At 60.0% G+C, this 25,568-nt stretch carries 22 protein-coding genes; 3 read left to right on the top strand and 19 right to left on the bottom strand.

From position 1 onward, the window contains the following. Positions 1 to 44: 44 nt before the first annotated feature. Positions 45 to 989: a nucleoside hydrolase gene (locus ACSV9I_RS17660; protein WP_438330138.1), complete on the bottom strand. Its 945-nt coding sequence runs from the start codon at positions 987 to 989 to the stop codon at positions 45 to 47. A gap of 200 nt (positions 990 to 1,189) precedes the next feature. On the opposite strand from ACSV9I_RS17660, the gene ACSV9I_RS17655 reads away from it, so the two are divergent. Continuing rightward, positions 1,190 to 1,447 (top strand): DUF1150 family protein, encoded by a 258-nt coding sequence (locus ACSV9I_RS17655; protein WP_054156253.1) that lies wholly within the window; start codon positions 1,190 to 1,192, stop codon positions 1,445 to 1,447. 84 nt (positions 1,448 to 1,531) lie between these two features. On the opposite strand, the gene trmB is transcribed toward ACSV9I_RS17655, so the two are convergent. From trmB to trpS, 15 genes are all read right to left on the bottom strand, one after another. Continuing rightward, positions 1,532 to 2,233 (bottom strand): tRNA (guanosine(46)-N7)-methyltransferase TrmB, encoded by a 702-nt coding sequence (gene trmB, locus ACSV9I_RS17650; RefSeq protein ID WP_438330137.1) that lies wholly within the window; start codon positions 2,231 to 2,233, stop codon positions 1,532 to 1,534. Between the two features lie 7 nt (positions 2,234 to 2,240). Beyond that, positions 2,241 to 3,479: a methionine adenosyltransferase gene (metK, locus tag ACSV9I_RS17645; protein WP_054156255.1), complete on the bottom strand. Its 1,239-nt coding sequence runs from the start codon at positions 3,477 to 3,479 to the stop codon at positions 2,241 to 2,243. A gap of 164 nt (positions 3,480 to 3,643) precedes the next feature. After that, positions 3,644 to 4,063, bottom strand: a complete 420-nt coding sequence (locus ACSV9I_RS17640) for a helix-turn-helix domain-containing protein (protein ID WP_054156256.1) — start codon at positions 4,061 to 4,063, stop codon at positions 3,644 to 3,646. 146 nt (positions 4,064 to 4,209) lie between these two features. Beyond that, positions 4,210 to 5,805, bottom strand: a complete 1,596-nt coding sequence (gene lnt, locus ACSV9I_RS17635; RefSeq protein WP_438330136.1) for an apolipoprotein N-acyltransferase — start codon at positions 5,803 to 5,805, stop codon at positions 4,210 to 4,212. An 82-nt stretch (positions 5,806 to 5,887) separates the two neighbouring features. Continuing rightward, positions 5,888 to 7,231 carry a hemolysin family protein gene (locus ACSV9I_RS17630; RefSeq protein WP_438330135.1) on the bottom strand — a complete coding sequence of 448 codons (1,344 nt, stop codon included), beginning with the start codon at positions 7,229 to 7,231 and terminating at the stop codon, positions 5,888 to 5,890. A 12-nt stretch (positions 7,232 to 7,243) separates the two neighbouring features. Further along, the gene (gene ybeY / locus ACSV9I_RS17625; RefSeq protein ID WP_438330134.1) at positions 7,244 to 7,750 is read right to left on the bottom strand and encodes an rRNA maturation RNase YbeY; all 507 of its coding nucleotides are present in this window, start codon (positions 7,748 to 7,750) and stop codon (positions 7,244 to 7,246) included. An 18-nt stretch (positions 7,751 to 7,768) separates the two neighbouring features. Beyond that, positions 7,769 to 8,824: a PhoH family protein gene (locus ACSV9I_RS17620; protein ID WP_054156259.1), complete on the bottom strand. Its 1,056-nt coding sequence runs from the start codon at positions 8,822 to 8,824 to the stop codon at positions 7,769 to 7,771. Between the two features lie 39 nt (positions 8,825 to 8,863). After that, positions 8,864 to 10,258: a tRNA (N6-isopentenyl adenosine(37)-C2)-methylthiotransferase MiaB gene (gene miaB, locus ACSV9I_RS17615; RefSeq protein WP_438330133.1), complete on the bottom strand. Its 1,395-nt coding sequence runs from the start codon at positions 10,256 to 10,258 to the stop codon at positions 8,864 to 8,866. Between the two features lie 67 nt (positions 10,259 to 10,325). Next, positions 10,326 to 11,126 carry a lysophospholipid acyltransferase family protein gene (locus ACSV9I_RS17610; RefSeq protein WP_438330132.1) on the bottom strand — a complete coding sequence of 267 codons (801 nt, stop codon included), beginning with the start codon at positions 11,124 to 11,126 and terminating at the stop codon, positions 10,326 to 10,328. 30 nt (positions 11,127 to 11,156) lie between these two features. Next, a complete protein-coding gene (locus ACSV9I_RS17605; protein ID WP_054156262.1) occupies positions 11,157 to 11,585 on the bottom strand; it encodes a Fur family transcriptional regulator in 429 nt (142 codons plus the stop codon). A gap of 44 nt (positions 11,586 to 11,629) precedes the next feature. Then, positions 11,630 to 12,127: a GNAT family N-acetyltransferase gene (locus ACSV9I_RS17600; RefSeq protein ID WP_054156263.1), complete on the bottom strand. Its 498-nt coding sequence runs from the start codon at positions 12,125 to 12,127 to the stop codon at positions 11,630 to 11,632. Position 12,128: 1 nt separating this feature from the next. Then, positions 12,129 to 12,776, bottom strand: coding sequence for a tRNA (adenosine(37)-N6)-threonylcarbamoyltransferase complex dimerization subunit type 1 TsaB (tsaB, locus tag ACSV9I_RS17595; protein WP_438330131.1), 648 nt, complete (start codon positions 12,774 to 12,776; stop codon positions 12,129 to 12,131). 45 nt (positions 12,777 to 12,821) lie between these two features. Continuing rightward, a complete protein-coding gene (locus ACSV9I_RS17590; protein ID WP_054156265.1) occupies positions 12,822 to 13,385 on the bottom strand; it encodes a NifU family protein in 564 nt (187 codons plus the stop codon). A gap of 98 nt (positions 13,386 to 13,483) precedes the next feature. Further along, positions 13,484 to 13,975 (bottom strand): universal stress protein, encoded by a 492-nt coding sequence (locus ACSV9I_RS17585; protein WP_054156266.1) that lies wholly within the window; start codon positions 13,973 to 13,975, stop codon positions 13,484 to 13,486. 72 nt (positions 13,976 to 14,047) lie between these two features. Further along, positions 14,048 to 15,112 (bottom strand): tryptophan--tRNA ligase, encoded by a 1,065-nt coding sequence (gene trpS, locus ACSV9I_RS17580; protein WP_438330130.1) that lies wholly within the window; start codon positions 15,110 to 15,112, stop codon positions 14,048 to 14,050. A 393-nt stretch (positions 15,113 to 15,505) separates the two neighbouring features. Here trpS and ACSV9I_RS17575 point away from each other — a divergent pair, with 393 nt between their 5' ends. Further along, complete coding sequence (locus ACSV9I_RS17575; RefSeq protein ID WP_438330129.1) at positions 15,506 to 15,928, top strand: YcbK family protein; 423 nt, start codon at positions 15,506 to 15,508, stop codon at positions 15,926 to 15,928. Here the strand turns inward: ACSV9I_RS17575 and murJ are convergent. From murJ to mutS, 3 genes are all read right to left on the bottom strand, one after another. After that, the gene (murJ, locus tag ACSV9I_RS17570) at positions 15,919 to 17,511 is read right to left on the bottom strand and encodes a murein biosynthesis integral membrane protein MurJ (protein ID WP_438330128.1); all 1,593 of its coding nucleotides are present in this window, start codon (positions 17,509 to 17,511) and stop codon (positions 15,919 to 15,921) included. The two genes, ACSV9I_RS17575 and murJ, sit on opposite strands and share 10 nt — an antisense overlap. A gap of 2 nt (positions 17,512 to 17,513) precedes the next feature. Next, positions 17,514 to 20,339: a [protein-PII] uridylyltransferase gene (locus tag ACSV9I_RS17565; RefSeq protein ID WP_438330127.1), complete on the bottom strand. Its 2,826-nt coding sequence runs from the start codon at positions 20,337 to 20,339 to the stop codon at positions 17,514 to 17,516. Positions 20,340 to 20,430: 91 nt separating this feature from the next. Further along, complete coding sequence (gene mutS, locus ACSV9I_RS17560) at positions 20,431 to 23,082, bottom strand: DNA mismatch repair protein MutS (RefSeq protein ID WP_438330237.1); 2,652 nt, start codon at positions 23,080 to 23,082, stop codon at positions 20,431 to 20,433. A 198-nt stretch (positions 23,083 to 23,280) separates the two neighbouring features. Between mutS and ACSV9I_RS17555 the strand changes: the two genes are divergently transcribed. Continuing rightward, positions 23,281 to 25,566: an NADP-dependent malic enzyme gene (locus tag ACSV9I_RS17555; protein WP_438330126.1), complete on the top strand. Its 2,286-nt coding sequence runs from the start codon at positions 23,281 to 23,283 to the stop codon at positions 25,564 to 25,566. Positions 25,567 to 25,568 lie beyond the last annotated feature (2 nt).

The following is a 25,568-nucleotide window of genomic DNA, read 5'->3' as shown; positions in this document are numbered from 1 at the left end:
CAAAACAATCAGGGGCGCCAACTGGCGCCCCTTCTCTTTTGCAGTCAAAGACGGGCGAAGCGTTCTGTCAGGAGCGCAAAGAAACCGTCGGCATCAACGTGGCGCATGACCGTCGCATTGGGCTCACGACCGGACACACGCCACCAGTCAACGACCGTCATACCAACTGTCAGGGGTGACTCCAGCTCGATCTCGACATTGCAGTGGCGGCCACTGAACAGCTCCGGCTTCAGCAGATAGGCGACAACCGTCGGATCGTGCAGCGGGCCGCCGTCGGAGCCGTACTTCTCCTCGTCGAAGCGCTCGAAGAACTGCAGCCACTCGACCATGGCCTTTGCCGGCCGCGTGCCAATCTCAGCGATCTTCGCAACGCGAGCTTTGGTTGTCAGGAGCTGATGGGTCACATCAAGCGGCATGATGGTAACCGGTACGCCCGACTTCAAAACGACGGCCGCGGCGTCCGGATCGACATAAATGTTGAATTCGGCAGCGGGCGTAATATTTCCGCCTTCGAAGAAGCCGCCACCCATCATGACGATCTCGCGAATGCGTGGAGCAATGTCGGGCGCCTTTTGCAGGGCCAGCGCGACATTCGTCTGCGGCCCGAGCGTGCAGAGCGTGACGGAACCGGCCGGCTCCCGGCGGATCGTCTCGACGATGAAGTCAACCGCATGCTGCGCTTCTACCGGCATCGTCGGCTCGGGCAGGACCGCCCCATCAAGCCCTGTCTTGCCATGCACATGCTCTGCCGTCACCAGACTGCGCTTCAGGGGATGCGACGCACCCTCGAATACGCGGCGTGCCTCCTGGCCGCAGAGTTCGCAGACGATGCGGGCATTGCGGCTTGTCAGGCTCAAGGGCACGTTGCCGGCCACCGTCGTGATGCCGAGCAGGTCCAATTCGTCTGGACTTGCAAAGGCGAGCATGAGGGCAGCGGCATCGTCCTGGCCGGGATCGGTGTCGATGATGATCTTGCGAGGCTCTGTCATGGGGTAATCCTGATGTTGAGCAGCGAGCGATGCAGAGCGGCGCACATTTTGTCAAGCGAAGGCGCACGTAGCGCGCGCATCACTTATGTCCACGGCCGACCCGCCATAGCGGCGATTCTTGCGCTAAAAATTAACACTTCCATCGCAGTATGAAGGTCACGGCATGCCTGCCGTCTCTCCCTCATTCGTGGAGGATCGGAATGTTACTACGAGAAGTCACCGCCCGCCTGACGCAATCCGAATTGGCCCATCTTGGTGCCGGCGAGGTGGGGTATATCCGCAAGATGAAGTTTGACGACGTTTCCCGCTGCTTCCCTGAAGCACCGGAGATCGATCCCGAGCTCGACCTTTGGGCCCTCTTCGCAGCAGACGGTACACCGATCCTGCTGACCGACAATCGCTCCAGCACCTTCTTCAAGGCGGCCGAAGACGACCTGAAGACCGTCTCGTTGCACTGAACACCAGGCTGGTCAAGATGATCGGGCATCTGCGGCGATGCCCGGCCCTTCCCCGCGGCCATGGAACCTGGGTGTTGAGGGCTCTCAGCGCTTCAAGAAGGTGAGATAGGCGGATGAGCGTCCTTCGCGGCGCGCCTTTGCCTCATAGCGTGTGCCTGGCCAGCCCTCATAGGGTGTGAGCCAATCAGCAGCATTGCGGGCAGTCCATTCGAAACCACCATGGTTTCGGCAATGCTGAAGCGTCCAGTTTACATAGGTGTCGATGTCGGAGGCGAAACAGAAGGTTCCGCCCGGCTTCAGCACCTTATGAAAGCGCTGCAGATTGACCTCGGAGACGAAACGCCGCTTCCAGTGCCTCTTCTTCGGCCAGGGGTCGGCATAAAGAAGATCGATCTGATCGATCTGGCCTTCCGGCAACCAATCGAGAAGCTGCGTCGCATCATCGTCATAGACCCGGATGTTCTTCAGCCCCTCGGCCTCGACGACCGCCAAGAGTTTCGCCATCGAGTTGACGAAGGGCTCTACGCCGATGAAGCCGGTCGAGGGATTGGTGCGGGCACGATGAACCAGATGTTCGCCGCCGCCAAAGCCAATTTCCAGACGGACCTTCTCGACGGATACGGGGAAGAGCGACTTCAGGTCTGCCGGAACGGCAGATGCCAAGTCAACCTTGAGTTCGGGCAGGATCGTTTCCATGCGCCCAACCTGCTGCTCGCGCAACGGCTTGCCCTTGCGTCGACCGAAGAAGGCTTCGGTCGACCTCGTCTTGCGTTCCGCGTCCGTCATAATGCCTTCAAGCCTTGAGAGCGTCCTTGAGAGGCTTGACCAGATCGAGCTTCTCCCAGGAGAAAGAACCGTCGCGGCCAGCCTTGCGGCCGAAATGGCCATAAGCCGACGTCTTAGCATAGATCGGCTTGTTCAGGTCAAGATGGCGACGGATGCCCGATGGGGACAAGTCCATGACCTTGCGGATCGCTGCTTCGACTTCGTCCTCGGTAACCTTGCCGGTTCCGTGCAGGTCGACATAGATCGAGAGCGGCTGGGCGATGCCGATCGCGTAGGAAATCTGGATCGTGCAGCGCTCGGCAAGGCCGGCTGCAACAACATTCTTGGCCAGATAACGCGCGGCATAGGCCGCCGAACGGTCAACCTTCGTCGTGTCCTTGCCGGAGAAGGCGCCGCCACCATGGGGGGCCGCACCGCCGTAAGTGTCGACGATGATCTTGCGGCCGGTGAGGCCGGCATCACCATCCGGGCCGCCGATGACGAACTTGCCGGTCGGATTGATGTACCAGTTGCAATCATCGGCGATCTTCAGCTCGCCGAGGGCTTCGCGGATGAAGGGCTCAACGACCTGACGGACCTTCTTGGAGTCCCAGCTTTCATCGAGGTGCTGGGTTGAAAGCACGATCGATGTGGCTTCTGCCGGCTTGCCGTCGACGTAACGGACGGTCACCTGGCTCTTGGCGTCGGGACCGAGCTTGCCGACATCGCCCTCACCCTTCTTGCGCGCCGTGGAAAGCGTCTGGAGGATCTTGTGGGAATAGTAGATCGGCGCCGGCATCAGATCCGGCGTTTCCGTGCAGGCATACCCGAACATGATGCCCTGGTCACCGGCGCCTTCGCTGTTCGAGCTGTCGGCAGCCTTGTCGACGCCCTGGGCGATGTGCGCGGATTGCGAATGCAAAAGCACGTCAATCTTCGCCGTTTTCCAGTGAAACCCATCCTGCTCATAGCCGATGTCGCGGATCGCCTTGCGGGCGACCGACTTGAACTTGGCCGGATTGATGACCTCGTTGCCATTCTTGTCGGTCTTCATCAGGCTCGGTGGGAGGCGAACTTCCCCGGCGATGACGACGCGATTGGTGGTGGCGAGGGTTTCGCAGGCGATGCGCACGGTCCAGGGATCCACCCCGGTCTTGGCCGCTTCACGATAAACTAGATCGACGATTTCGTCGGAGATGCGGTCACAAACCTTGTCCGGGTGACCTTCGGAAACGGATTCGCTGGTGAAGAGATAATTGGCGCGCATCGGGATTCCCCTCAAAGTATGGATGGCCGCATGGTTACTCAGTTCAAGTTTCAATGACAAGCACACAACCACATAAATATATCTTTATGTGAGCAAACTTTTTCGCGGAGGCCAAAAAAAAGCGGCCATCAAGACCGCTCTCTTTTCCCGTATCTAAAACCGGCTCACTCGACGTCAGCGTCCGCAGCGAGGGTCTTTACGAGATCAATGATCTTACGGCGAACCTTCGGGTCACCGATCTTCACGAATGCACGGTTCAGCTGAAGACCTTCCGAGGAGGAAAGGAAGTCCACAACGTAGTTCGAGCTCGAAGCTTCGGCCATACCACCCGACGCATTCGCTTGGTCGCCTGGTGCATCTTCGAAGAAGAAGGAAACCGGGACATTCAGGATGCTCGAGATGTTCTGAAGCCGGCTGGCGCCAACGCGATTGGTGCCCTTTTCATACTTCTGGATCTGCTGGAAAGTAATGCCAAGGCTTTCGCCGAGCTTCTCCTGGCTCATGCCAAGCATGGTGCGACGAAGCCGAATTCTACTGCCGACATGGATGTCAATCGGGTTCGGCTTCTTCTTGTTCTCTATCATTAACATTGTCCTGACCAATGAGTTGGCGTTGCAACCACAATCCCCCGCCTCAGAACATAACGACACGTTGTACCCGCCGTCGCAGAACCGTTAGCATACTTGCAGAACCATGGCTTAAGCCACTATGCAATTTTAGGGGTTTTTGGTCAATTGATCCTTCTAATAAAACCCATGCGAGAAATGAGCGCCGTCACAGCAAATCCAAGCTGGACCAACCAAAAGTTTAGGTTGTGATCAAATTTGTATCGAACCGGTACAATTTTACCACCAACGCTTGCATCAGCAGCTCCTTGACTACCCAAATTTAGTCCAGTCAATACACGCCCCAGGGGGTCAATGACTGCCGAAATCCCGTTATTGGCGTTACGAATGAGGTAAGTTCCGTTTTCGACCGCGCGCAAACGCGCCTGCAGGAAGTGCTGATACGGCCCTGGCGTGTTGCCGAACCAGGCGTCGTTGGTGACGTTGAGGATCGCACTTGCCCCGCCGATATCGGCCGGGATTTCGTTCGGGAAAATGACCTCGTAACAGATCAGCGGATAAAGACTGAGACCCGAAGGTAGGGTTAGAACATTGCGGGAGGCCGCGGCAGAGAAGCCACCCGGCAGGCTGATGACCTCTTCCACTCCGAACTGGCGCAGGATTGATTCAAACGGCACATACTCACCGAAGGGCGTGAGGTGGACCTTGTCCGCAGCACCGAGGATCTGCCCTTTGTCGTCAATCATGTAGACAGAATTAAAGTAGCGCGGCTCAGATCCCGCTGCCTGGGCTTCCGCTCGAACGGCACCGGCCAAAAGGATCTGGCCGTCCTGCAACACTTCACCGATGCGCACGAGTGCGTCGGGATTATCGGTCAGGATGAACGGGACCGAAGTCTCCGGCCACACGATAATGTCAGGGCGCGGCTTACCGTCAACTGGTGGTGCAGCAGTGAGCGCAAGGTGTTTCTCAAAGATTTCGACCCGATCTGTATTTTCGACCTTGTCTGCCTGATCGATGGCTGGCTGGACCAGCCGGATCGTGACCTCTTTGCCATCAGAGCCGAGCGGCGGCGCCAGGTAAAGACGATAAGCGCCATAGCTGAAATGCGCGACCAGCAAGAGGGAGGCAAGTGCCAGACCCGGAAGAGCGCCGCGCCGCGTCCCCAGCAATGCGGGCGCCGCGAAGACGAAGACTGAAAGGGTCGTGATAGCGAACAGGCCGAGGACCCAGTCCGATTGCATCATCAGCGGCACAGGCATGGCTGCATAACCAATGACATTCCACGGAAAGCCCGTTGCAACAAAACTTCGTAGCCATTCCATCAAACCAAAGCCAAAGGCGAGTGCCGCAATCCGCCCCATGCCATCGGACCACAGCAAGCGAGCGATGGCGGTGGCCAGACCGTAAAACACCGCCAGACACGCCGGAAGACCGAGGACCGCCAATGGCAGGGCCCAGGCGAATTCGTCAGCCTGAATCAGCAGGGCACCGCCCAACCACCAGAGACCGGCAACGAAATAGCCGAAACCAAACCACCACCCAGTGGCGAAGGCCGAGCGCAAACCAAGAGAAGCGCCCCGTTCAGGGTCACCGGTTGCGCCATCCAGCAACCAGACCAGCAGCGTGAACGAGACGAACATCGCCACGAACACGCTGAATGGCGCAAGTGCCAAGGCGCCGATTGCCCCGGCGATCATCGCCAGTACCGCTCGCCGCCATCCCCACAGCAGCACGATCCTGCCGGCAAGCGTTTCCATGCCATTCCCCCGCAATGCGAATCAATGGGCGCAGTCTTTCAAAATTTAACGGGAAAGTCCCGCCCTGGCAGGGCGGGTCAGATCAGGCGTCGCCGTTGGGCTTTTCGGCGGGTACAGCCAGCGTGGCCAGTGCCGGCGAAACAATATCGCCGCCAGCCGGCTCGACCACTGGCGGAACGGGGCCCTGTTTCGCCTTACCGCGCGGCTTCGGCTCAGATCTCGCCTTCTGGTCCGGCTTTGCCTTCTGTTCGACTGGCTTGGGGGCGACCTCGGCTTTCGTCCTGACTTTCGCCTCAGGAACGGCCGAATTCTTGGTTTCCATTTCGACCTCGGGCCGATGGTCGGGATCGCCCTTGACGGTGCGTCGACGTGCCGCTGCACGTTTGCGCGCAACGCGGACGCGCTTGATGCGGCGTGGATCGGCATCGAGAATGTGAAATTCGAAGCCCGGCAGGGCCTGGACAACCTCGCCGCGGGCTGGAATGCGGCCAAGGGCCGAGAAGATCAAGCCGCCCAGAGTATCGACATCCTCGACACGATCCGTGACGTCGAAATCAGGTCCAATCGCCTCGGCTATTTCCTCAAGCTCAACGCGGGCATCAGCGACGAACACATCGTCCGAGATCCGGCTGAACATGACTTCTTCGTCGTCATGCTCGTCATCGATGTCGCCGATGACCATTTCGACGATATCCTCATGACTGACCAGGCCGTCCGTGCCGCCATATTCATCAATCACCAGTGCCATCTGGGTACGGGCTGCCTGCATGCGCCCCAGCAGATCTGAAGCGAGCATCGACGGCGGGACAAAGAGGATCGAGCGAATAATGCCAGCCTCTGCCACCGTCTTGTTGAGATCGATCCGGTCGAGGTCGAAATTCATCTTCGGCTTTGCCGACTTGTCGGCTGGCTTCTCGACTTCCACGCCCGCACCGACGCCAGCCTTGGGACGCCGACGGCTGCGAGCCTGCTTGGTGAGGAAGGACAGGAGGTCGCGGATATGAACCATGCCGCGCGGGTCATCGAGTGTTTCCGCATAGACAGGCATGCGTGAACGGCCCGAAACCTCGAAGATCGTCATCAGTTCACCGATCGTCACGCTTTGATCGACGGCTTCGATGTCGACGCGCGGGACCATGATATCCTCGACACGGACCTCGCGGAAACGGAGGATGTTGTGCAACATCGCCCGCTCATCCGGCGTAAAGGCGTCGCCCAGATGCGCATCGGCATTCAGGGCAACCGCGAGATCCTCGCGGAGGCTGGTGCCGGATGACGGCCTCAGCATGCGGGCAAGTCTTGCCCAGAATGAATTGGTGCTTCGGGTCGAGCTTTCCGCTCGCGAAGGACTACTGCCCTCTTCGGAGGACGAGCCGTCTGACCCGTCTTTGGCCTCGGGGGCCGATTTCGTCGCAAAGTCGCTCATGGTTCCAAACTATCAGATCGGGTCTTGGCCCGCATAGGGGTCAGATAGGCCAAGTGTCGCCAAAATGCGAGTCTCCAGCCCTTCCATTTCTTCCGCATCGTCGGTTTCGATGTGATCGTAGCCGAACAGATGCAGAAATCCGTGAACCAGCAAATGGTTCAAATGGTCATCAAAGCTCTTTTCGAGATCGACCGCCTCCCGCTCGACCGTCTCGCGCGCGATGATGATGTCGCCGAGCATTGGCCCCGGCATGTCGCCGGGTGCGATCGGGAAAGCCGGAAAAGAGAGCACATTGGTCGGCTTGTCCTTGCCCCGCCATTCGGCGTTGATGCCACGAATGGTTTCATCGTCAGCAAAGACAAGAGATACTTCCGTTGGCTGCGCCGGAAAAGGCTGCTCTTCTTCAGAACGAAGCACATCTTCCGCTGCACCGAGGACGCGATTGGCCATCTGGTGAAGCGCGTCCTCGTCAGGCCAGCCGTCAACCTCGACGGCGATTTGTATATCCAGTTTGGTCATGTTCGTTTCGGCGACCGGTCAGGTCGCAGGCTGCTCGCTTTCGTCCGGAACCTTGTATTTGGCGTCATAGGCGCGAACGATACGGCCCACCAGCGGATGGCGCACGACATCGGTGTCCTTGAAGCGGACCACAGAGATGCCCTCGACCTCCCTCAGGATCTGCAATGCCTCCACAAGGCCCGAGGTCACGCCACGCGGCAGGTCAACCTGGCTCGGATCCCCGGTAATGATCATCCGGCCGTTTTCGCCAAGGCGAGTGAGGAACATCTTCATCTGCATGGACGTGGTGTTCTGCGCCTCATCGAGAATGATCGCCGCATTGGCGAGCGTTCGGCCACGCATGAAGGCCAGAGGCGCAATTTCGATCACGCCGGCGGTGATCGCCCGCTCGACCTTGTCGCCCGGCATCATGTCATAGAGCGCGTCATAGAGGGGGCGCAGATAAGGATCGACCTTGTCCTTCATATCGCCGGGCAGGAAGCCAAGGCGTTCTCCGGCCTCAACGGCCGGACGGGTGAGCACGATACGATCGACCACACCACGCTCAAGAAGCTGCGCGGCCTGGGCGACGGCGAGATAAGTCTTGCCGGTACCGGCGGGGCCAACGCCGAAGACAAGCTCTGACCGCTCGAGCGCCCGCATATAGGCGTCTTGCGTCGGCGTGCGCGCCGCGATGGTTTTCTTGCGGGTTGAAATCTGGGCCATGGTCAGCTTGGCCTTGCGCTCCATGGTCGGCAAGGACAGCTGATCGTCAGCGGCAACCGCCATGCGGATAGCCCCTTCGACATCCGAGGCTTCAACCGAGCCGCCGCTCTGCAGGCGTGCATACAGGAAATCGAGCGCGCGGCGAGCCTGATTGGTGGCCAGGAGCTCGCCGGAAATGGCGACAGAATTGCCGCGGGCGTGCGCCTCGACCTGCAGACGCTGCTCAAGCAGCTTCAAGTTCTGGTCGAACTGGCCAAAGAGTTCGCTTGCAAGCCGATTGTTCTCGAACGTCAAGATGAAGTGATTGGCGTCGGTCGCAGCTGTCCGGACATTGCGCGAAGGTGAGGAAACCACTTCTGTTGCGTTCAAGCGATCAGGCTCCTGTTGGATCAGGTTCAGGCCCTCACTCTAACCCTCTGCCACCTCGGCAAACAAGCTGTTTGGGCCGGCTGCGGTGATTCGTACCTGTATAATGTCACCGATTTGCGATGACATTGCATCAACATTCACAGATTGCAGCCAAGGCGACCGTCCGATCAACTGTCCTGGCATCCGCCCAGGCTTCTCCAGAAGGAGATCAATGGTGCGGCCGATCATCGACTGCATGAAGGCCTGTTGCTGTTCGAGCAGCAGCGCCTGAAGCCTTGCCAGTCGTTCAGTCTTCACGTCTTCGGCCACGTGATCCGGTAGATCGGCGCCGGGCGTTCCGGGACGTGTCGAATACTTGAACGAATAGGCTTGCGCGTAATTCACCTCGCGCACGAGCTTCATCGTGTCCTCGAAATCCTCTTCCGTCTCGCCGGGGAAACCGACGATGAAATCGCCTGACAGCGCGATATCCGGCCGCACAGAACGGATACGCTCGATCAGGGCGACATATTCGGAGGCCTTGTGGCGACGGTTCATTGCTTTCAGGATCCGGTCCGAGCCCGATTGCACGGGCAGGTGCAGATAGGGCATCAGCATTCGCAGGTCGCGATGCGCCTCGATCAGGCGGTCATCCATGTCGCGCGGGTGGCTGGTGGTGTAGCGTAGGCGGGCGAGGCCCGGAACTTCCGCGAGCTTGTAGAGGAGGTCGCCAAGGCCGATCGCCCTGCCCTTCTCGTCTTCACCATGCCAGGCATTGACGTTCTGGCCGAGCAGGGTCAGTTCGCGCACGCCGCTATCGACCAAACGCCGGGCTTCCATCAGCAGCTGAGAAAGCGGACGGGAAACTTCAGAGCCGCGGGTATAGGGCACGACACAGAAGGTGCAAAACTTGTCGCAACCTTCCTGAACCGTGAGGAAGGCGGTAACCGAACGCGGCTTGCCGGTGACCTTGGTCGGATCCGGCAGGTGCTCGAACTTGTCTTCGAGTGCATATTCGGTATCGACCACGCGTTCGCCACCGCGGGCCTTATGCAGGGCCTGCGGCAGGCGGTGGTAGGTCTGCGGGCCGATGACCACGTCGACGGCGGGTTCGCGGCGGGAGATTTCCTCGCCCTCTGCCTGGGCGACGCAGCCAGCGACGCCGATCATGAATTCCTTGCCTTCCGCAGCACGCGCTTTCTTGTGCTCGCGCAGACGGCCAAGGGCGGAATAGACCTTCTCTGCGGCCTTTTCGCGGATATGACAGGTGTTGAGCAGGACGAGATCAGCCTCTTCCATGACCTCGGTCGGGGCGTAGCCGTCCGCTGCCAAGGCATCGGCCATCCGGCCGCTGTCATAGACGTTCATCTGGCAGCCATAGGTCTTGATGAAGACCTTGCGCGTGTTGGCGCCCGGCGTCTGGGCTTCTGGAATGCTCACGGTGTCCTGGGTCATGCCGCGCTATTTAGTGCTTTTCGCCTTGCGGTTAAACCGAAAAAATCAGGACTCTCGCAGCAAAGGTCTAGCGGCGCTTGAAGCGGCCGCGCAGATGGGCGAGCAGCATGCCTCGCAATTGGCTCTCGGTCTGCAGTGTGAGGGCCTTGCGACTGTCACCCCGGCGAAAATCGATGGTCTCGCCGAAGGTAACATCGACATCCAGGGCGCCGGCCCGCAACACGCCGATCAGGTGGGGCAAAAGGCCCACATCACCGGGCCAGCCGGCGATTGGCCGATGATATCGACCGAGCGGCAGACCTTGCACGCGGGTATAAGCAATGGCAACCGGCTGGACATGGACAACACCATCGCCCTCCTTCGGGAGGGCCGCAGCCGCAGCCCCGAACAGCGATGATTTGAGCCCTAGTATGCGATTGCCGTCCGATGTCGTTCCCTCGGGGAACAGGACGATGATTTCTCCATCGGCCATACGGGCGGCGATCTCATTGACCTGTTCGCCGGTGCGGCGCTTTTCCTCACGCACGACGAAGATCGTCTTTTGCAGGCGCGCCAACGCACCAAACACCGGCCAGCCGGCAACCTCCGTCTTGGCGATAAAGGCCACATCCGCCAGCGAACCAAGCACCAGGATATCTTTCCAGGACGCATGGTTGGCCGCGACCATAAGGGGCCGGCGGCGGTCAAGTGTTCCATGGGGAATCACGCGAATGGCGAGAGCGTAAAGCGCGAAGCGATGCCAAAGGCGTGGAAGCCGGCGGCGCAGCGGCCAATCGAATTTCAAGGCAAGCAATTGGACCGGGACAAGCAGTGCCGTCAAAAATACAAGAAGCGACAGGAGGACGGTGACACGCACCCAGTTGATCAAAACGCCCTCACCATCAGGTCGGCCATGATGTCACTGCTCATCCTTGGAGAGCGCGATCCCGTAAAGTTCCAATCGGTGCCCGACGAGGCGGAAACCATGTTCGCGGGCGATACGCTCTTGCAAGGCTTCAATTTCCGGCGAGTGAAATTCCACCACAGTACCGTTCTTCACGTCGATGAGATGGTCGTGGTGCTCTTCCGGTACCGTTTCATAGCGTGAGCGGCCGTCACGGAAGTCGTGACGCTCGATGATACCGGCATCTTCGAACAGCTTCACCGTGCGATAAACGGTCGAAATCGAGATCTTGGCGTCGACGCGTGAGGAGCGGCGATACAATTCCTCGACATCGGGATGATCGTCCGAATCTTCGAGAATGCGTGCGATCACACGACGCTGCTCGGTCATCCGCATGCCGCGTTCGGCGCACAGCACTTCCAGCGATTTCAAGGCGTCTTTCATTCGTTCAGCATATCCGCATATCGTCGCTTCGTCCAACCGACCGGTTAGCGAAGATCGCGTCGCATGACAAGCGCTGAGGACCGGCGGCCATTTTCGTCGGTATAATAGGCCGGACGTTCGCCAGCTTTTTCGAAGCCCAGCTTGCGATAGAGACCAAGGGCTGCGGTATTGCCGTCATCAACTTCGAGGAACATGGCCTCGCCGCCGCGATTGCGGGCTTCCCGCATACCAGCCTGCATCAACCGCCAACCAAGTCCATAGCGACCATAATTCTCGGCAACAGCGATCGTCAGGATTTCCGCCTCGCCTGCCACTTCGCGCGAAAGTACGAAACCGGCGAGCGGCGCTTTGAAGATCAGCGTATTCGTCTGCCATGCGGCAAAGCCAAACGTATTCGGCTGGAGGAGGAGGCTCAAGAATTCGCCGTCGCCCCAGGCACGCGGAAAACGCTGTCCATGAAGTTCGGCGACAGAGCGGCAATGGTCGGAGACCATGGGGACGATTTCAAATTCGGGCTGTCGGCTAAATAGGCTCTCGCGCATCTCATGCTCTCGCAACTGCAAAGCCCGTCTGCGGTTTCGCATCGGGTCCACGCAGATAAAGCGGCTTGGCCTTGCCCTGAGCTTTCGCCTCTGCAGCAAGCTGCGCGACAATCGCGATCGGATAATGATCCGGCGAGGTCTCAGCCTCCGGATCAACCAGCAGAGAGGCCGCCGAACCGACGGTTATCAGTCCCGGCGCTTTTGCACGGACCAGGTAATCTTCCAAAGTCACGAGCGCCGGCTCGTCGGAAGGCTGCCCTTGGCGGAAGGCCTGTACATAGACTTCGTCACGATGGGCATTGATCGCGGCGAGAACGGTTTCATCACTTGGGGGTGCCGCGTGTGCAAGAACGGCAAGCGTGTTCACGCCGACACATTCGACGCCAAGCGCCAGTGCCAGACCACGAGCCGCGGCTACGCCCACCCTTATGCCCGTGAAGGAACCTGGGCCGACAGTCACGCCGATCCGGCCAATTGCATCCATTTCGAGGCCGGCCGCATCCAGGGCCTCATCGATCATGGCCATCAGCCGCTCGGCATGCCCCCGACCTATTGTCTCGCTGACGCTGGCCAGAAGTGTGCATGCGTCCGTGTCATAAACGGCTGCCGCGCAATCCACACCCGCTGTGTCGATCGCCAGAACGATCATGCTGTCCCCTGCCCTTGTCCCGTCGCATCTGCCCCCTTTTGGGTCTCAGACGGCTTCGACTTCCTGAACTTCCGGCACGAAATGACGCAGAAGGTTCTGCACGCCGTGCTTCAGCGTTGCCGTCGACGACGGGCAACCGGCACAGGAGCCCTTCATGTTGAGGAACACCTTGCCGTCCTTGAAGCCGCGGAAGGTGATGTCGCCACCGTCCTGGGCAACGGCCGGGCGAACCCGCGTTTCAAGCAGTTCCTTGATCGTCGCGACGATGGTTTCATCACCGGCGTCAAAGAACTCTTCATCGCTATCAGTTTGGGCAGAAGAAGATGCAGAGCCCATGACCGGCGCGCCGCTCATGAAATGCTCCATGATGGTGCCGAGAATGGCGGGCTTGAGGTGCTGCCATTCAGGACCGTCTTTGGTGACGGTAACGAAATCATACCCGAAGAAGACACCGGTGACGCCGGGGATTGCAAAAATGCGCGAAGCCAGTGGCGAGGCGCCGGCGCTTTCGACGTCGCGGAATTCTGCCGTGCCGGTGTCCATGACGACCTTGCCGGGCAGGAATTTCAGGGTCGCCGGATTGGGGGTGGCTTCGGTCTGGATGAACATGGTGGCCTCCGCGGGTGAAACGCCGCTCAAATTTAGAATATTTCCAAAATAGTCGCTTCCTCGTCACTATTCAAGACAAGGAGCCTCAAGCAGTCGACTTAGCACAGGGCGTCGATTTCTTCATTTGTCAGCGTGTCCGGCAGGACCGTGACCGGGATCGGGAAGGCTGCCCCCCGCCCGGCGATCATCGAGACCAGCGGGCCGGGACCTTCCTTGGTCGAGCCGGCGGCCAGAACGAGGATCGCAATATCGCGATCGTCCTCGATCAGCGTGTTGATCTCACTGAAGGCACTGCCCTCACGGATCACGATTTCCGGCTCGACGCCTATGGTCTCGCGCACCGTCTGTGCGGCCTTGGCCATGATTGCTTCGGCCTCTTCGCGCGCTTCCGCCCGCATGATCTCCTCAACGCCGAGCCATTGCTGGAAATCGCCTTCCGGGATCACGTAGATCAGGACCAGGCCACCATTCGAATTCTTGGCGCGTCGCCCGGCATAGTGCACGGCGCGGGAGCATTCCGGGGTGTTGTCGATCACCGCCATGAACTTGCGGCGATGACCTTCAAGACGTGACAGACGCGTTGAAACCATGCAGAGCTCCGCAGCCGGACTGAGATCGAATGACGCATGCAGGTTCCGGACGGACCCACATGCGCCGAGACCTTATCGCACGAATCCGATGATGTCGCGGACTTCGTTCATGGTCTTTTCAGCCCGGGCCCTTGCCCGCTCGCCACCATCGCGCAGGACGGCATCGATATGGGCAGGGTCTTCCATAAGGCGGCGCATCTCAGCGTTGATTGGCGCCAGAACCTCGACGGCAAGATCGATCAGCGCCGGCTTGAAGACGGAGAACTGCTGTCCGCCGAATTCGGCAAGCACGTCCGCCTTGGACCTGTCGGCAAGCGCGGCAAAGATGCCAACGAGATTGTCAGCTTCGGGACGGCCTTTCAGGCCTTCCGTCTCGCTCGGCAGCGCATCCGGATCGGTCTTTGCCTTGCGGATCTTCTTCGAGATCGCCTCCTGATCATCCATCAAATTGATGCGCGAGAGATCCGACGGATCGGACTTCGACATCTTCTTTGTGCCGTCCTTGAGGCTCATCACGCGCGGCGCCGGACCATCGATCAGGGGCTCGACCATCGGAAAATAGGCATGCACCGGTTCTTCACCAACGGTGATGTCAACGCCAAGACCTGTGGGCGCAATCTTCTCCTTGAAGTCCAGATTGAACTTCATGGCGATGTCGCGGGCGAGTTCGAGATGCTGCTTCTGATCCTCTCCCACCGGCACATGTGTCGCGCGGTAAACCAGGATGTCGGCTGCCATCAGGCTCGGATAGGCGTAAAGGCCGAGCGAGGCCTGTTCGCGGTCCTTGCCGGCCTTATCCTTGAACTGCGTCATGCGGTTCATCCAACCGATGCGGGCGACGCAATTGAAGATCCAGGCCAGTTCCGCATGCTGCGGCACCTGAGACTGGTTGAAGACGATGTGCTTCTTGGGATCGATGCCAGCAGCCAAGAAGGCCGCGGTGATCGAACGAATCTGGGTCGTCATGTCCTCGTGGACGAGTTGGGCCGTCAGCGCATGCAGGTCGACGACGCAATAGATGCAGTCGTTGTTTTCCTGGAGCGCGACAAACTTGCGGATCGCACCGAGGTAATTGCCGAGATGGAGATTGCCGGTGGGCTGAACGCCGGAGAATACCAGCGGCTTGAACTCAGTCATGGTTGTCCTCAACAGGCTGGTGGAGGGCCCGATCTACAGATCGTGTCGGTCAGGGCTTATGCACGCAGCCGGGGCCGCGATCAAGCGTCCAACCCCGTAAGCATCTCGTTCCAGCGCGATTTCAGGGGGTTGGCAGGGGAAAAATGACAATGGTCACACGCGGTGTGACATCCGCCACAGAAAGTGACAATTCAATTCGAATTTCGTTCAACAATCCGGCCACTTAGAGAAACCCCGCCAAGCCCCTCCAAGATGCATCAGAGCGCCTATAAATGATGCAACCGCGCACGCCTTGAGCAAAACACTTCAAATTTGCCACATTCTCCGGAATAAAAGCCTTCCGCCGGCGACTTGGCTCGCTCGCTCCGACAAAACCATTCCAGAAGGTTCTCAATGCGCACATTGTATCGCGTAGCGCTCTGCTGTTTCCTCACGGCCAGTCTTTCGGTTCCCGCACAAGCCACAGACATACGGAAGAAGAAGCACTTCTTCATGAAACACGACTACACCGCCGCCTATACGCTCCAGCGCGTCAGTGTTCGTGCAACCTGCTTCCCCGACCGCTTGAAGGCGATCCTGGCACACATTGCCAAGGAGACTGGCAAGAAGCCAATCGTGACCTCCGGACACAGGCCAAGGGCTGGAAAGTCGCAACATTCCAACTGTCTCGCGGCCGATATCAGGGTGCCGGGCGTCTCCGAGAAGACCATTGTGGCCGTAGCAGCCAGAGCGCCCGGCATCGGCGGTATCGGCCGCTATTGCAATGGCATTGTGCATGTCGATATCGGACCGCAGCGCCGCTGGAATTACTGCTGATCGGTGGGTTCTGCTGGCGCCTTTGCCTTGCGCTTGAGGTTCCGGCGGATCATGCCGAGATCGGCGCCGCCGATTGCAAAGGCGATGCCGAAATAGACTGGCATTGCCAAGGCAATTAGGGCACCCAGCGCCAGGAGCTGGTACAGTAGCGGGCTCTGTGGCGTGAGCCAGGCACTCAATTCTCCGGAGGCATAGACGAGCATGGCAGCCATGACGCCTGCCGCCACGAGCAGGCGAAGAGTGCGCGTCACAAGGCTCCACTCGAACATCAGATGCTTGCGCCAGACGAGGACCGAGAACAGAAGGATCGTATTGGTCCAGCCGGCTGCGGCTTCTGCTATGGCGATGCCGCTTTCCTCGAAGATTGGGAACAGGGTAAGTGCCAAGCCCGTGTTGAGTGCCACCGAGACCATCGTGAAGCGCATCGGCGTTTTCGTGTCTTCGCGGGCATAGTAGCCCGGCTGCAGCGCCTTGATCAGCACGAAGCCCGGCAGTCCGAGACCGTATATGGCGAGGATCGACGCGACGACAGCGGTGTTCTGTTCGCTGAAAGCGCCACGCTCGTAGAGCACGCGAATGATCTCATCGGACAGGACCCAAATACCCACGGCTGCCGGCAACGTCAGGAAGAGGACGAATTCGATCGATCGGTTCTGAAGGTTTGCCGCCTCCTTCATATGGCCGCCCTTGAGTGCCCGTGCCAACTCCGGCAGGAGCACGACCGCAACCGCAACACCGACGACGCCGAGTGGAAGCTGATAGATGCGGTCGGCATATTGAAGGGCCGAGATCGCGCCTTCCTTGCCCGACGCGATGGCCTGGCCAATCAACTGGTTGATCTGGGTGATGCCGCCAGTGATCGCAGCGGGCACAGCAAGGATCAGCAGGCGCTTGACGTTCGGCGTGAATCGCGGCCGCTTGAAACCGATGCGAATGCCGGCATGGCGCACACCGAGATAGACGACGGCAAGCTGCATAAGGCCTGCGGCCAGCACCGACCACGACAGGGCCCAGGCAGTCGCTGCCGGGTCAGAGCCAGTCCAGAGCGACCAGCCAAGGGCGGCAATCATCAGGACATTGAGAAAGACAGGCGCAATCGCCGCGGCGAAGAAGTGATGCAGCGAATTCAGCATGCCGCTCAGCATCGCCGTCAGCGACATACACATGAGATAGGGGAACATGACGATCGCAAGGCGCACCGTCAGGTCGAATTTCTCGGCATCATCGGCAAAACCAGGCGCAATGATCCACTCGACAAGCAGCGGCATGGACAGCTGCATGCCGATGGTCAGGATCATCAGGACCGAAAAGAGAACCCCGAAGACTTCCTCGGAGAAGCGCTTTGCGCCATCGATGCCGTTCGCTTCAATCTCTTTCGCAAAGAGCGGCACGAAGGCCGCATTGAAAGCCCCTTCAGCGAAGAGGCGACGGAAGAGGTTTGGAAAGCGGAAGGCAGCGTAGAAGACGTCGGCGATGGGCCCCGTGCCCAAGGCGGCGGCCATGAGGGTTTCGCGGGCGAAACCGAAGACCCGGCTGCCGAGCGTCGCGCCACCGACGGTCATGAATTTCTTGACAAGGCTCATTCTCAGGCTCGCGCCTTCTTCGGTAAGGGTGCCGCCCTGGGTGGCTGTGCAATGATGCCGGAGGGCATATTATCCCTGAGTTCGTCTGGCTGATCGACCATGACGGACTTCAACCGGTTGCCGATATTCGCCTGCCGGTTTTCATTCGTCACCTTCTGGCCAACGAGATCTGTGACGTAGAATGTGTCGATGACCTTTTCGCCGAAGGTGGTGATGCGGGCGGAATGAATATCGAGCGACAGATCGGACAGGACCGCCGTGATCTCGGCCAGGAGGCCGATACGGTCGAGGCATTCGACCTCAATGACGGTGAATTTGTTCGACAGGGCATTCGAAATCCGTACATCGGGCTGGACGGGGAATGTCTTGTTCTTCTTCTTGCCCTTGGAGCGCGTCGCGATCATCTCCGGCAGACGCTTGCGGCCGGAGAGCACGTCCTCGATCATCTTGCTGATCGACGCGGCACGGCGCATTTCGTCATCGTCGATCGGGAATTCACGGTTGATCAGGATCGTATCCAGAGCGCGGCCGTCTGACGTCGTGAAGATCTGGGCATCGGCGATATTGGCCCCGGCTGCGGCACAGGCGCCGGCGATGATCGACAACAGGCGCGGATGGTCGGGCGACAGAACCGTGATTTCGGTGATTGCATGGAATTGGTGCGTGCGCACCATGGTCGCCAAGGCCTTGCCCGCCTTGTCCGATTCCCGGATGAAATTGGCGTGACGAACCTGATCCTCGAAGTCGACCGAGAGCAGATAAGGCTCATAATGCAGCTTGGTATAGGTGCGCTGGTCCTTCTGGCTCCAACCTTCCAGCGCCGTCGAAAGCCTTTCGGCAGCATGCTTGGCGCGCTCCTTGCGGGAGACCTGGCTGAAGCCACCGGACAGGAGCAATTCTGTCTCGTAATAAAGCGTGCGGAGCAACTGGCCTTTCCAGCCGTTCCAGACCCCCGGGCCAACGGCCCGGATGTCGCAAATCGTCAGCACCAGCAGCATCTTCAAGCGGTCGAGCGACTGCACTTTCTCGGCAAAATCGGTGATCGTCTTGCGGTCGTGCAGGTCTCGTGTTTGGGCGACCATCGACATCAGCAGGTGCTGGTCAATCAGCCATGCGACCATCTCCGTCTGCTTGGGCGAAAGGCCGAGACGCGGGCAAAGCTTGCGAGCGACCTTGGCTCCGGCAACCGAATGATCTTCCTGACGGCCCTTGGCGATGTCATGCAACAGAACCGCCACATAGAGCGTTTGGCGATCCTCGATCTCCGGCATCAGCTTGTTGGCGAGCGGATGCGCCTCTTCCGCCTTGCCCTTGTCGATCTCGGACAGGACTTCCAGCGTGCGGATGAGATGCTCGTCGACAGTGTAGTGATGATACATGTTGAACTGCATCATCGACACGATCTTGCCGAACTCGGGAATGAAACGGCCGAGAACGCCGGCTTCGTTCATCCGGCGAAGGATAAAGCCGGGGTCCTTGCGCGAAGTCAGGATAGACAGGAAGAGGCGGTTGGCCTCCTCGCTTTCACGGAAATCATTGTCGATCAGCGACAGCGACCGGGTGACGGCCTTCAGCGCATCCGGATGGAATTCAAGACCGTTGAGATCGGCCACATGGAAGAGCCGCATGATCGACATCGGGTCCTTCTTGAAGACACCCGGATCGGCGAGCGCAATGCGGCCCCGATCATCGATGAACTCGCTGGCGCCTGCAATCTTGCGCGGCCGGTTGGCAAAGCGGCCAATCATCCCGCCAATGCCGGGCACGGCTTTTGCCTGCTGGTCCTCGAGCGCTGCCGAGAAGATGCGCGTCAGATCGCCCACGTCCTTGGCCACGAGGAAGTAATGCTTCATGAAGCGCTCGACGGCGGACAGGCCGGGGCGCGCCTGATAGCCGAGGCTCTTGGCGATCTCGGGCTGGATGTCGAAGTAGAGGCGCTCCTCCGGCTTGCCGGTCAGATAGTGCATATGGCAGCGCACGGCCCAGAGGAAATCGTCAGCCTTGTGGAACAGCCGCAATTCCTGGCGCGAGAGAACACCCAGACGCACCAGATCGCTGGTTTCGCGGACGTGGTAATTGTACTTGGCAATCCAGAACAGGGTCTGGAGATCCCGCAGTCCGCCTTTGCCTTCCTTAACGTTTGGCTCGACGAGATAGCGGCTGTCACCGGCCTTGCGATGGCGCTCATCGCGCTCGGCAAGCTTGGCTGCGATGAATTCGGGGGCCGTGCCGGTCGTAACTTCCTGGTCAAAGCGCCCAGTCAGCTCATCGACGATCGCCTCATTGCCGCAGACGAAGCGGGTCTCGAGCACCGCTGTGCGGATGGTCATGTCGGACTTGGAAAGACGGATGCATTCCTCGACCGTGCGCGTTGCATGGCCAACTTTGAAGCCCACATCCCAGAGGAGATAGAGGACAAACTCCACCGCCTTGTGCATGGTCGCCGAGGCCTTTGGCGGCAACAGGAATAGCAGGTCAATATCAGAGCCCGGCGCCAGCGTGCCGCGGCCGTAACCACCGACGGCTGCGACTGCGAGACCGTCCATGCCGTCCGAATAGACATGCTTGCGGGCAAAATCGAAGATCAGTGTGATCAATTGATCCTGGATCCAGGAAATCCGGTTGGCGCAGAGCAGGCCGCTTCCATCTTCAAGGAGCTGAAGACGGGCTTGCTCACGCGCATCGGCACTCGCCTTCTTCAGGACGGGTAGCAATCTGGCTCGCGTGTCGAGCAGGTTTCCGGAACCGGCGCCGACCACCGCCTGGCAGGACGCCTTCAAGGCCTGGACATCGAGAAGATCGTCGAAGGAAAGGTCTGCTTTGGCCATTGGCGCGGCATGCTCTCTGCTGCCCGGGAATCAGCCCGGATTTGGTGGCGCTATAGCGCTTTTTGAGCGCCTTTGACAGCCACTCTAGAGATCAAGGCTTGCCAAGTTGTTTCTTCAGATCATAGAGCGCGTCCAACGCCTGACGCGGCGTCAGGTCGTCGAGATCAAGCGAACGTAGCGCTTCTTCGATCTTGGACGGCCCCGCCTTTGCGATCTCCTCGCGGCGCACCGCGACCTGGAACAGTGGCAGATCGTCGATCAATTGCGCAGCCGGATTCTTGCGATCGCTGTCTTCAAGGCGTGTCAAAACCTCCCTCGCCCTGGCGACAACAGCCGCCGGCAAGCCGGCAAGGCGGGCGACCTGGATGCCATAGGAGCGATCAGCGGCACCGGGACCGACCTCGTGCAGGAAGATGACGTCGCCGTCCCATTCCTTGACCCGCATGGTCACGTTGGACATCCGGGCGAGCTTTTCCGACAGCGCCGTCAGCTCGTGGAAATGGGTGGCGAAAAGCGAACGGCAGCGGTTTGCCTCGTGCAAGTGCTCGACCGCTGCCCAAGCGATGGACAAGCCATCAAAGGTGGCGGTACCGCGGCCGATTTCGTCGAGGATGACCAGCGAGCGATCCGTTGCCTGGTTGAGAATGGCGGCTGTTTCGACCATCTCGACCATGAAAGTGGAGCGACCACGGGCCAGATCGTCGGAAGCGCCTACGCGGGAAAAGAGCCGATCGACCACGCCGATATGGGCGGCGCCGGCGGGCACGAAGGACCCCATCTGGGCGAGGATGGCGATCAGTGCGTTCTGACGCAGGAAGGTCGATTTACCGCCCATGTTGGGGCCAGTCAGCAGCCAGATGGCACCGGGGCCTTTTGTATCGGAGGGTGAAAGGTCGCAATCATTGGCGATAAACGGGCTTGCTGCTTGGCGGCGCAAAGCCTGCTCGACCACCGGATGACGGCCGGCTGTGATGGCGAACATTCTCGAATCGTCGACCAAGGGACGGCAATAGCCCTGCTCCTCCGCCAAAGCCGCAAGACCAGCTGCGACATCGATGGTGGCAAGAGCGCGGGCCGCCGCCTTGATCGGTTCGGCGGCGGCGATCACCTGCGCGACCATCTGGTCAAAGGCCGCAAGCTCTAGCGCGAGCGCCTGACCAGCAGCATTGGCGATGCGGCTTTCGAGATCGGCGAGTTCAGTGGTGGTAAACCGCATGGCATTCGCCATGGTCTGCCGATGGATGAAGCGCCCCTTGGCTTCGTCGCTATCCGTCATCGGACCGGCATTGCCGGCAGTGACTTCGATGAAGTAGCCAAGCACATTGTTGTGCTTGATCTTCAGCGATTTGATCCCGGTTTCCTCGGCATATTGCAGCTGCAGGCCGGCAATCACCCGGCGCGACTGGTCACGAAGCGCGCGCAACTCATCGAGTTCAGCGAGGGCACCATCACGCAGGAAGCCGCCATCGCGCTTTAGCAGCGGCAGTTCGTCCGCTAGTGTTGCCGAAAGATTGGGCGCGAGATCGACCGGCAGACCATGCAGATCTGCCAACGCATCGGCCAGTTCTTTCGGCACATTTGCAGGATCAACAAGACGGGCGACATCGGCAGCAGCGGTCAGGCCAGCGACAATCGCGCCCAGATCGCGTGGGCCACCACGGTCGAGCGCCAGACGCGACAATGCACGGGGCATATCGGGCACGCGCTTCAGCGCATCGCGCAACCGGTCAACCAGAAGGCTGTCGGCGAGCAGGCGGGCGATTGAATCCTGGCGTTCGGCAATCGCCTCCGGATCGGTAAGCGGCGACATCAGCCGCTCGGCCAGCAAACGCGCTCCGCCGCCGGTGACCGTGCGGTCGATCGCTTTCAACAGCGAGCCATTGCGCTCGCCCGACAGCGTCTTCACCAATTCGAGATTGGCGCGAGTCGCGGGGTCGATGAACAGCGTCGAGGCGGCATTCTGGCGCTCGGGCAAGCCAAGCGGCGGACGCTCGGCAATCTGCGTTTTTTCGACATAGGCCACGGCGGCGGCGGCCGCTGCAATCTCAGCGCGGGAGAAACTGCCGAAACCTTCCAGAGTGCTGACACCGAAATAGCGGGCAATGCGCCCCTCGGCGCTGGCGCTATCGAAGAGCACGGCTGGCTGCGGCACGACCACGCGGCCCAGCACGTCGAAGGCTGGCTTCAACTCTTCATCGTAAAACAACGTGTCGGGCACGATCAGTTCGCGCGGTTCGATGCGCAAGATGTCGGCGAGAAGCCGTGTCTCCGTGGTTTCGGCGAGGCGGAAAATGCCGGTCGAGATGTCGATCCAGGCGAGCGCAAGCTGCGGAGCAGATCCACCGCGAATACGCACCAGCGCCATTAGATAATTGGATTCGAAAGGCGAAAGGAGCTTGTCCTCGGTGATCGTGCCCGGTGTCACGAGCCGGACAACATCACGCTTGACGACAGATTTCGAGCCGCGCTTCTTCGCCTCTGCCGGATCTTCGATCTGTTCGCAGACGGCAACCCGGAAGCCGAGACTGATCAACTTTTGCAGATAGTCATCGGCGGCATGAACCGGCACGCCACACATCGGGATCTCTTGGCCAAGATGCTGGCCCCGCTTGGTGAGCGTTATGCCGAGCGCGCGGGAGGCATCAACGGCATCTTCGAAGAAGAGCTCGTAAAAATCGCCCATGCGATAGAAGAGAAGGCTGCCGGGGTTGGCGGCCTTGATCTCGATGTATTGCTCCATCATCGGAGTGGCAGATGCGCGGCTTTCCTCGGAGGTCAGCTCTGCAACGTTCAGCACCTCGCTGTGGGCGGCTTGATATAGCGTCACGGGCTCAATGTTTTCTTGGAGATAAAGTCGTGCAACACTAACGGCTCAAGGCGCGGAAAAACAACCATGATGGGCCGGCGAACGCCCGCTGCCCACAGCTAGGTGAGAGAACGAATGACGAGCGAGACGAAAACCGGTCGGACGAAAGTCTCGGTGACGGAACAGGAAGCCCTGGACTTTCACTCCCAGGGCCGACCAGGCAAGCTGGAAATCACCCCGACCAAACCCATGGCCACCCAGCGCGACCTGTCTCTGGCCTATTCCCCCGGCGTCGCGGTTCCCGTGAAAGCCATCGCCGCCGATCCCGCCACGGCCTATGACTACACGACCCGCGGAAACATGGTCGCCGTCATCTCGAACGGCACCGCTATCCTGGGCCTCGGCAATCTCGGGGCGCTCGCTTCCAAGCCAGTCATGGAAGGCAAGTCGGTTCTCTTCAAGCGCTTTGCCGATGTCGATTCGATCGACCTTGAGGTCGATACGGAGAACGTCGACGAGTTCATCAACTGCGTGCGCTATCTCGGACCCTCCTTCGGCGGCATCAATCTCGAAGACATCAAGGCGCCGGACTGCTTCATCATCGAGAGCCGACTGCGCGAACTGATGGACATCCCAGTCTTCCATGACGACCAGCATGGTACGGCGATCATTGCGGCAGCTGGCCTGATCAACGCACTCAAACTGACCGGGCGCGACTTCAAGACGACAAAGCTGGTCTGCAACGGCGCGGGTGCTGCCGCGATTGCCTGCATTGAGCTGATCAAGGCCATGGGCTTCAATGGCGAAAACATCATTCTTTGCGATACCAAGGGCGTCATCTTCCAGGGCCGCACCGAAGGCATGAACCAGTGGAAGTCGGCACATGCGGTGAAGACCGACCGACGGACACTGCGCGAGGCCATGGTGGGTGCCGACGTGGTATTCGGCCTTTCGCAGAAGGGCGCACTGTCTGCCGACATGATCGCCTCGATGGCGCCGAACCCGATCATCTTCGCGATGGCCAATCCGGACCCGGAAATCACACCGGAGGAAGTGGCCGAGATCCGGTCCGACGCGATCATGGCGACGGGGCGCTCGGACTATCCGAACCAGGTCAACAACGTTCTCGGCTTTCCCTATATCTTCCGCGGCGCACTCGACGTGCGGGCAAGCCAGATCAACGACGCGATGAAGATCGCGGCCGTCCGGGCCCTGGCCGATCTTGCCCGCGAGGACGTGCCTGACGATGTGGCAGCAGCCTATCAGGGCCAGCGTCCGCGCTTCGGGGCGCAGTACATCATTCCGGTCCCCTTCGATCCGCGTCTGATATCGGCCATCCCGGTTGCAGTGGCCCGCGCCGCTATGGAAAGCGGCGTAGCGCGCAAAGCGATCGACGATCTCGGTGCCTATGCGCATGAACTGTCTGCGAGACGCGATCCGATCGCGGCTGCCACGCAGCGGATCTACGAACATGTCCGCAGCCATCCGAAGCGCGTCGTCTTTGCCGAAGGCGAAGAGGAACAGGTGATGCGTGCGGCGATTGCCTTCGCCAATCAGGGGCTCGGCACTGCCATCCTGCTCGGCCGCGACGAGCCACTGAAGGCAACGGCGGAACGGGCCGGCATCGATCTCGACCGACCGGGCATCGAGGTGGTCAATGCTCGTGTCTCGACGCGGGTCGAAGCGTATACCGAATATCTCTATGCCCGCCTGCAGCGGAAGGGCTACCTGCATCGCGACGCACAGCGGCTGATCAACACAGACCGCAATCACTTTGCCGCCTGCATGGTGGCGCTCGGCGATGCCGATGCCATGGTGACGGGCACGACGCGCAACTACTCGACAGCGCTCGAAGACGTGCGCCGCTGCATCGATACAGCCGCCGGGCACCGGGTGATCGGCGTATCGTTGGCGCTGGCGCGCGGACGGACGATCGTGGTGGCAGATACCGCCGTACACGACATGCCGACAGCCGATGAACTGGCTGATATTGCCGAAGAAGCGGCCGGTGTCGCGCATCGGCTGGGGCTCGAGCCGCGAGTGGCGCTGCTTGCCTATTCCACCTTCGGCCATCCAACCGGTGAGCGCTCCGAACGGGTTCGGGAAGCGGTCAAGATCCTCGACCGGCGGGGCGTCTCCTTCGAATATGACGGCGAGATGGGGGCTGACGTGGCGCTCAACAGCCACCGAATGGAGCAGTATCCGTTCTGCCGCCTCTCGGGCACGGCGAATGTTCTTGTCATGCCGGCAATCCATTCGGCAGCGATATCAACCAAGATGCTGCAGGAACTGGGCGGACTAACCGTCATGGGACCGCTTTTGATCGGGCTCGAAAAGTCAGTCCAGATCGCCCAGATGGGGGCAAAAGACAGCGACATCGTCAACATGGCGGCGATTGCGGCCTATAATGCGGCGGTCTGATT

The organism is Rhizobium sp. G187 (assembly GCF_051549525.1).
GTDB lineage: Bacteria > Pseudomonadota > Alphaproteobacteria > Rhizobiales > Rhizobiaceae > Allorhizobium.
The sequence above is the reverse complement of the archived record's forward strand: the minus strand, read 5'-3'. Positions and strand labels throughout refer to the sequence as shown.